This window comes from Actinocrinis sp., assembly GCF_035653575.1.
Taxonomy (GTDB): domain Bacteria; phylum Actinomycetota; class Actinomycetes; order Streptomycetales; family Catenulisporaceae; genus Actinocrinis.
On sequence record NZ_DASRBQ010000166.1, the window covers coordinates 1 to 7,770 of the forward strand.

Consider the following 7,770-nt stretch of genomic DNA (forward strand, 5'->3'; position numbering starts at 1 on the left):
GGCCGCGGGCACGACCCGCACCAGCGGCTCGGCGGCGAGGTGAGCATCAGCCGCGATGATCTGCCCGGCCTGCCGCCGCCCCCGCCGCTGCCGGGCGCGATGGATCTGAAGGTGTACGGAGTCACGAGCGACGGGTTGCGCTACGCGCTGCCGCTCGAGCCGTTCAGCGGCTGGCGTCCGGGCATGTGCCCGGTGGAGGGATGCGACTGCGGCGGCCGCGATGCTTGAGGACGTCGACGATCGCACGTACGTCTTCGATCGCGGCTGGCCGTTCATCGATCCGATCACCGAGGAACACGCCCGGCAGATCTTCGAGCGTGCCCAGTCGCGCTGCGGCTGCGAGCTCGAAGGCACCCTCGAGGACGGGTTCTCCTACGTCGTGGCTAAGTCCAGCTCTATCAGCTTCCTGCGCGTAAAGGTCTACCCGCTCGCGCTCGCCGCGGTCTGGAAGCAGAAGTGAGCCGCAAGGCGCTACTACGTGGCGCCGAGGCTGTGCTTGTGGTCGTCGTCGTCTTCGTGCTGCCGGCGGCCGTCTCCAGCTCGGACGTCTATCTCGTGTGCTCTGCGCCTTGCCTCATTGCCGCGGTCGTGCTGGGCTACCTCGACGGGCGCACCGGCCGTCGTTAGCCTGACCGCAGCCCGCTGATCTGCGGCGTATCAGGGTCATCCGATCTCTCGCTCGATGTGCCTACCTATCTCCCGCTCTAAGTTTCTCGGGCGAAAACCTGGTGTTCACAACGGCCGCCCTGCTTCCACTCGCGCGTTGGCTGGGCCTGCGTGGCCGCGCCATCACCGGGGCGTCCGCCGTCTTCGTGCTCGGATTCACCGTGCTCGCCAGGCCGGGTCCGCCGATGGTGCGAGCAACCGTGATGTCGCTGCTCGGCTGTGTCGCGTCGCTCTCCGGCCGGAGATTCCGCGCGTTGGCGACCATGGCAGCCGCCGTGCTGATCCTCCTCCTCATCGATCCGTGGCTCGCGCATACATACGGCTTCGCGCTTTCGGTGGCGGCGACCGCCGGACTGCTCATCGTCGCGCCCGGCTGGTGCAACCGCATGCTCGACCGCGGCGTTCCGCTGTGGGCGGCCGGACCTGCCGCCGCGACCGCCGCGGCCGAGATCTTCTGCGAGCCGCTGCTCGTCATCTTCACCGGGTCGTTGCCGCTTATCGCAGTGCCCTGCAATGTGCTCGCCGTTCCGGCTGCGCCCGCTGCCACCGTGCTCGGTGTCAGCGCGATGGCCGCGGATGCGGTCTCGCCGGAACTCGGGCATGCCGTCGCGTGGGTCGCGCAGTGGCCGGTTCGGTGGATTTGCCTGGTAGCCCGAACCGGGGCGCAGGTGCCCGGTGCGGCGATCGGCTGGCCTACCGGGCTTGGCGGTTGCGCTCTGCTGCTGGCCTGTTACGTGACCGCTTGGCGGCTGCTGCTACGGCTTCGCGTCCGGCTGACCTCCGCCACTGGCGGATCAACGCCACTATGCCGGACTGGTCTAGACAAGATCGGCTTGGTGTAGATATGACTGAGGTTCGTCGCCGAGGGAGGGGCGAGCAAGCGGACCGGAGCGCTGGAGGGGAGTGCTCGCGTCCAGGCTCGGTGGTAGACACCGCGCGCCGCCGGAAACTGCTCCGGATGGGCGGGTTGGTGTTAATCGGTGCGCTGGTCGCGGGGGCCGTGGCCCTGGTGCGGCAGGCTGCGGCACCCGCCTGGCCCCCGCGTGACTGGTCCATGGCCGTCTGCGATGTCGGCCAGGGAGACGCGTTGCTTCTGCATACCGGCCCAGCGTCAGCCATCGCCGTGGACACCGGCCCGGAACCTGCCCGCGAGGACGCCTGCCTGCGCCGCTTCGGCGTCACCAACCTGCCGCTGGTGATCCTGACGCACTTTCACGAGGACCACATCGGCGGTCTGACCGGGCTATTGGCCGGGCGAAAGGTCGCCGCGATCGAAACCACGCTCGTCGACGATCCCGCCGCCGGCGCCAGACGGGTGCGGGAAGAGGCGGCTGCGGCCGGTGTCCCGGTGCGCCGGATCCAACCTTTCGAGCACGGCACTCTCGGCCGGGTCTCTTGGCACGCGCTGTGGCCCGATCCTGACGAGCTGTCCGCCGTAGAGCCTCCGGACGGCGGAAGCGACAGCGAGGAGCCGACAACTGGGCACGGTGGCGAGGGTTCCGGCCCGAACAACTCGTCGATCGTCCTCTCCGTCGCCATCGCCGCGCTGCCGGGCCTGTCCGCTACTCCGCTGACGGCGCTGCTCACCGGCGATATCGAGGCTCCGGTCCAGCAATTGCTGCTCGCCGGGAGCCATCGCGACGAATTACGCGCGACAGTGCTCAAGGTGCCTCATCACGGCTCGGCGAATCAGGCCCCTGGCTTCGCCGCGGCCGTAGACCCCACCGTCTCGGTCATCTCCGTAGGACGGGGGAATCCCTACGGGCATCCGGCGGCCCGCGCGCTGCGACTCGTCGGCTCGAACGGGGCGCGGGTGTACCGCACCGATCTCGACGGCGACGTGGTGATCGGACAGACCGCGGAAAACGGCCAAGTCGCAGTCACGGGCCAGCATGGCGACGGGGTCCCCGGCGACCAGGCGGCCGGGACCGGCGCACCACAGCTCGGCGATACACCAAACCGCCGGCACGGCAGCAGCCATGGCCGCGGTCATCACGGCGACCACAGCTACAACCACGACCACGACCACGACGACGACCACGAGCCCGCGCTCCCGTGAGTCCGTCAGGACGAGACCGTAGGATCGGTAACCATGCAGCCACCAGTCGCGAAGACCATTGCGCACGAACGAGTTCACCACGGCGACACCGTGAACGACCCCTATTTCTGGCTCGCCGACAAGGAGAACAAGGACGTCATCGCGTATCTCGAAGCCGAGAACGCGTACACGCAGGAGCGCCTGGCCGGGCAGGCCGGGCTGCGCGAGCAGATCTTCCAGGAGATCAAGGGGCGCACCCAGGAGACCGACCTCTCGGTGCCGAGCCGCAAGGGCGACTGGTGGTACTACGCCCGCACGCAGGAGGGCAAGCAGTACGGCATCCAATGCCGGCTCGCCGCGACCGGCGACACCCCGCCGGAACTGCCCGAGGACGGCTCGGCGCTCCCCGGAGAACAGATCCTGCTCGACGGCAACGAGCTGGCCGAGGGCCATGGCTTCTTCTCGCTGGGCACCTTCGACGTCTCCCCGGACGGCAAGCGGCTGGCCTACTCGGTGGACTACGCGGGCAACGAGCGGTTCACGCTGCACGTCAAGGACCTGGAAACCGGTGAGCTGCTGTCCGACGAGATCCCGGAGACCTCGTACGGCACCGCCTGGTCCCGCGACGGCTCGACGCTGTTCTACCTGACCGTCGACGAGGCGTGGCGTCCTTACCGGGTGCACCGGCACACGGTCGGCACACCCGCCGCTCAGGACGTCGTCGTGTTCGAAGAGCCCGACGAACGGTTCTGGGTCGGCGTCGGCCTGACCCGCAGCGAGCGCTACCTGCTGATCTCCCTCGGCTCGAAGATCACCAGTGAGATGTATCTGCTCGACGCGGAGGACCCGGCCGGGCAGTTCCAGCTCGTCGTAGCGCGGGAGACCGGGGTCGAGTACTCCGTCGATCACTGGGCGCATCCCACCGACCGGTCCCGCGATCTGCTGCTCGTGCTGCACAATCGCGGCGGCAAGCAGAACTTCGAACTCGCTACCGCGCCGATCGACGCTCCCGGCGAGTGGACCCCGCTGATTCCGCACCGCGAGGACACCCGCCTGCTGGAAGCCGAGGCCTTTGCGGATCACCTGGTCGTGGAATACCGCCGCGACGGGCTCACCGGCCTCGCCATCCACCCGGTCGTCAACGGCCAGCCGTCCGCGCAAGGCACGCCGATCGAGTTCGACGAGCCCATCTACACCGTCGGAGCCGGCGACAACCCCGAGTTCAATACGGGCAAGCTGCGCCTCGGCTACACCTCGATGATCACCCCGTCGACCGTGTACGACTACGACATCGCCACCGGCACGTTGCAGCTGCTCAAGCGGCAGCCGGTGCTCGGCGGCTACAACGCTGACGACTACGAGCAGCACCGCGTCTGGGCCACCGCCGAGGACGGCACCCGCGTCCCGATCTCGGTCGTGCACCGCAAGGGCGTCGAGCGTGACGGCACTGCACCCGCGCTGATCTACGGCTATGGCTCGTACGAGTACTCGCGCGACCCGTTCTTCTCGGTGGCTCGTCTCTCGCTGCTCGACCGCGGCTTCGTCTACGCCATCGCACACGTGCGCGGCGGCGGGGAGATGGGCCGCGCCTGGTACGAGGACGGCAAGCTGCTGGCGAAGCGCAACACGTTCACCGACTTCATCGCGTGCGCCCGCTGCCTGGTGCAGGAGCGCTGGACTTCCGCGGACCGGCTCGTCGCACGCGGTGGCTCGGCCGGCGGTCTGCTGATGGGCGCGGTCGCCAACCTGGCGCCGGAGGCCTTCCGCGGCATCGTGGCCGACGTCCCGTTCGTGGACGCGCTCAACACGATCCTGGACCCGACGCTTCCGCTCACCGTGATCGAGTGGGAGGAGTGGGGCAACCCGCTGGAGTCGCCGGAGGTGTACGCGTACATGAAGGGCTACAGCCCGTACGAGAACGTCGAGGCGAAGCAGTACCCGTCGATCCTGGCCACCACCAGCCTCAACGACACGCGGGTCTATTACCACGAGCCGGCCAAGTGGATCGCGCGGCTGCGGGCCACGGCCACCGGTGGCGACTTCCTGCTCAAGACCGAGATGGAAGCGGGCCACGGCGGCCGCTCCGGCCGCTACGACTCGTGGCGCGAGGAGGCGCTGACCCTCGCCTGGGTCATCGCGACCGCGACGGGCTCCGAGTCCGGTGACGGACTCGCGACGGCTTTCGCGACCTCTGACGACCACGCGGAATCAGGCAGCTGATCACCATGGCCCCGTCTGCCGCGAAATCCGGCGCAGCGTCCGCGGCGCCCGCGCCGCTGACCCTGGTCACCGGGCCGGAGGAGTTGCTCGCGGACCGGGCCGTCGCGGAAGTAGTCGCCGCGGCCCGGGCGGCAGACCCGGCTGTCGAGATCTGCGACCTTGCCCCGGGAGCCCTGCAGCCTGGCACGTTCGCCGAACTGGTCTCCCCGTCGCTGTTTGGCGAGGCCAAGGTCGTGGTGCTGCGCGGCATCCAAGACCTCGGCGCGGACCAGGCGGAGGAGGTCAAGCGGTACCTGTCCGACCCGGCCGAACAGATCGTTCTAGTGCTGACCCATCCTGGCGGGGTGAAGGGAAAAGCACTGCTCGACGCGGTCAAGAAGCACAAGCCGGTGGTGGTCGACTGCCCGAAGCTCACCAAACCCGCCGAGCGAATCACCTTTCTGCGCGGAGAGTTTCGCCGCCAGCGCCGCTCGATTACCGAGGAGGCCGCGCAGGTCGTGGCCGACGCGGTCGGATCGGACCTGCGCGAACTGGCCGCCGCGGCTGACCAACTGCTCTCCGACACGGAGGGCACGGTCGATGAGGCGGTGGTCGCGAAGTACTACAGCGGACAGGCGGAGGTCTCCGGGTTCACAGTGGCCGACCTGGCCGTGGAGGGCCGCCTCGGCGAGGCGCTGGAACAGCTGCGCTTCGCCCTGGACACCGGCGTGGCCTCGGTGTTGATCACCAGCGCGTTGGCGACCGGGGTGCGCCAGATAGGGAAGGTGGCGTCGGCCGGGCCTAACGTGCGCGACCTCGGGATGCCGCCGTGGCGGGTCGACAAGATCCGCCGTCAGGCACGCGCCTGGACGCCGGATGGCCTCACGGTCGCGCTGCGAGCGGTGGCCACCGCGGACGCGGCGGTGAAGGGGGCGGCGGCGGATCCGGCTTATGCGCTGGAGAAGTGCATTGTCGCCGTCGTGGGCGCTCGATCCGCGGCACGCTGACCCAGCCGGGAGCCGGGATACTAACCAGGCGGCAGTCGGGAGCCGACAGCCGGGAGCCGGGAGCCTAACCCAGGCGACAGCCGGGAGTTGGGAGCTGACGCGCTGACCCGGGCGACGGCCGGGGGCCAGGAGCCGGGATGCTGGCCTGGGCGGCAGCCGGGAGCCGGGATGCTGGCCCGGGCGGCAGCCGGGAGCCGGGAGCGGGAGCCGGGACGCTAACCCGGGCGGCAGCCGGGAATTGGGAGCTGACGCGCTGGCCTCGGCGGCAGTCGGCAGCTGGGAGCAGAAAACAGCGGCCCGGCGAGCCTCTTCAGGAAGCTCGCCGGGCCGCCGAACAAATCAGCTTCAGCCCAACTGACGGCTGATCAGCCAGCCATGTTGTTGACCTTCTTGGCCAGCGCAGACTTCTTGTTGGCGGCCTGGTTGGCGTGGATGACGCCCTTCGACACCGCCTTGTCCAGCGCCCGGGACGCCGCGCGCGCGAGCTCCTGGGCCTTCGCCTCGTCGCCGGACTCGACCGCCTCGCGGGTCTTGCGGATCGCCGTCTTGAGCGACGACTTGATCGACTGGTTGCGCTGACGCGCCTTCTCGTTGGTCTTGATCCGCTTGATCTGGGACTTGATGTTCGCCACGAAAAGCCTCTTCACGATCCTGGTGGTGGTTACAGCGCGGCGGGCCGCCGGGATCGGTCCCATGCGGTCGCGCGACGTCTTAGAGGTGTGACCACCGGCGGACCGTCCGGCCCGCGCGTCCCAGGGGGACGCTGTGCAACGCCGCGCCGCTGCGATTCCGCACCGTCTCGCTGAGAGGCTTCTGACAGAGCCGCAGGCCACGCGACCGCCTACTTTAGCAGTCGCCGCGAGCTTCCCCGAAATCGCGCAAAGCGATCCGCGAGCCTCGGGTAAGTGTGATCACGCTGCTAGACGGTCACGGTGCTGGCGGATCGCGTTGCGGGAGAACTGCGCTGGTGGAGGATCACGCTCTAGAGGGCTGGGCGCTGCTGGCGGATCGCGTTGCAGGGGGACTGCACTGGTAGAGGATCACGCTCTGGAGGGCTGCGCTGCTAGGGGATCACGTTGCAGGAGGGCCGCGCCGTTAGAGGATCACGCTGTGGGCGCCGCCGATCCGGAAACGTTCCGGCGCGTGCGTCAGCAGAATGATCTGCACGCGGGTGCCCGCTCGGTCCAGGATCGCCGCCAGCTGGTTCAGCCGCGCGCGATCCGTGTGCCCGAGCGCGTCGTCGAGGATCAGCGGCACGCCGCCCGCATCCTGCGCTCCTGGGGGCGTGATCAGCTCCGCGCAGGCGATGCGGCCGAGCAGCGCCAGCTGTTCGCGCGAGCCCGCCGAGAGCTGGTCGAACGGTACCGTCGCACCGTCCGCCGTCTTCGCGCTGATCGTCAGGTCCTCGGACACCGCGATGCCGACGCCGGGCCCGAACACACCCGCCGCGTACTTCTCCACCAGCGCTCGGAACGGTTCGGCGTACCGCAGCCACGCCCGCGAGCGGTATCGGTCCAACGTCTCATACAGCAGCTTTGCCGCTGCCGCTTCTCGATGCAGCTGCTCGTACGTCCGCTGAACGCGCGCCTGATGCGTAAGCGCGGCATCGAGCGACTCCTCCGGCCCGCTGTCCGCGAACGTCGCGATGCGCTCGGCCAGCGTGGCCAGTCGCTCCCGGCGGGCCGCCTGTTCCTCCTCCAGCCGCGCGGGCAGCGAACGCGCCGTGTCGAGCCGCAGCTCCAACTGGTGCGGGTTCAACTGCTCGACCCGCTCCGCCGCCGCCTGCCGTTGCGCCCGCAGCCGCTCCAGCTCCGACTCCGTGCGTGCGGCGGGCAACTCGGCAAGCCTGTGCTTCGCGTG

9 protein-coding genes are annotated in these 7,770 nt (G+C 69.3%); 7 read left to right on the forward strand and 2 right to left on the reverse strand.

What is annotated here, in order from left to right:
- The 7 genes from VFA06_RS22430 to holA all read left to right on the forward strand — a co-directional run.
- On the forward strand, positions 1-228 hold a 228-nt coding region (locus VFA06_RS22430; RefSeq protein WP_324842651.1), incomplete at its 5' end, for a hypothetical protein.
- Positions 221-460: a hypothetical protein gene (locus tag VFA06_RS22435; protein WP_324842652.1), complete on the forward strand. Its 240-nt coding sequence runs from the start codon at positions 221-223 to the stop codon at positions 458-460. The genes VFA06_RS22430 and VFA06_RS22435, both read left to right, overlap by 8 nt.
- Positions 457-627, forward strand: coding sequence for a hypothetical protein (locus VFA06_RS22440; RefSeq protein WP_324842653.1), 171 nt, complete (start codon positions 457-459; stop codon positions 625-627). The genes VFA06_RS22435 and VFA06_RS22440 overlap by 4 nt, the downstream gene beginning before the upstream one ends.
- A gap of 101 nt (positions 628-728) precedes the next feature.
- A complete protein-coding gene (locus VFA06_RS22445) occupies positions 729-1,508 on the forward strand; it encodes a ComEC/Rec2 family competence protein (RefSeq protein WP_414639948.1) in 780 nt (259 codons plus the stop codon).
- A gap of 116 nt (positions 1,509-1,624) precedes the next feature.
- A complete protein-coding gene (locus VFA06_RS22450) occupies positions 1,625-2,725 on the forward strand; it encodes a ComEC/Rec2 family competence protein (RefSeq protein WP_324842654.1) in 1,101 nt (366 codons plus the stop codon).
- Between the two features lie 33 nt (positions 2,726-2,758).
- Complete coding sequence (locus VFA06_RS22455; protein ID WP_324842655.1) at positions 2,759-4,924, forward strand: S9 family peptidase; 2,166 nt, start codon at positions 2,759-2,761, stop codon at positions 4,922-4,924.
- A gap of 5 nt (positions 4,925-4,929) precedes the next feature.
- The gene (gene holA, locus VFA06_RS22460; RefSeq protein WP_324842656.1) at positions 4,930-5,910 is read left to right on the forward strand and encodes a DNA polymerase III subunit delta; all 981 of its coding nucleotides are present in this window, start codon (positions 4,930-4,932) and stop codon (positions 5,908-5,910) included.
- A gap of 365 nt (positions 5,911-6,275) precedes the next feature.
- Here holA and rpsT read toward each other — a convergent pair whose 3' ends face one another.
- On the reverse strand, positions 6,276-6,542 hold the full coding sequence (gene rpsT / locus VFA06_RS22465) for a 30S ribosomal protein S20 (RefSeq protein ID WP_324842659.1): 267 nt from the start codon (positions 6,540-6,542) through the stop codon (positions 6,276-6,278).
- 463 nt (positions 6,543-7,005) lie between these two features.
- The coding region (locus VFA06_RS22470; RefSeq protein ID WP_324842657.1) for an ATP-binding protein at positions 7,006-7,770 on the reverse strand (765 nt) is incomplete at its 5' end.

Coding starts and splice junctions, on each gene's coding strand:
- VFA06_RS22435 (WP_324842652.1), top strand. CDS start 221: ATGCTTGAGGACGTCGACGATCGCACGTACGTCTTCGATCGCGGCTGG.
- VFA06_RS22450 (WP_324842654.1), top strand. CDS start 1,625: ATGGGCGGGTTGGTGTTAATCGGTGCGCTGGTCGCGGGGGCCGTGGCC.
- VFA06_RS22455 (WP_324842655.1), top strand. CDS start 2,759: ATGCAGCCACCAGTCGCGAAGACCATTGCGCACGAACGAGTTCACCAC.
- holA (WP_324842656.1), top strand. CDS start 4,930: ATGGCCCCGTCTGCCGCGAAATCCGGCGCAGCGTCCGCGGCGCCCGCG.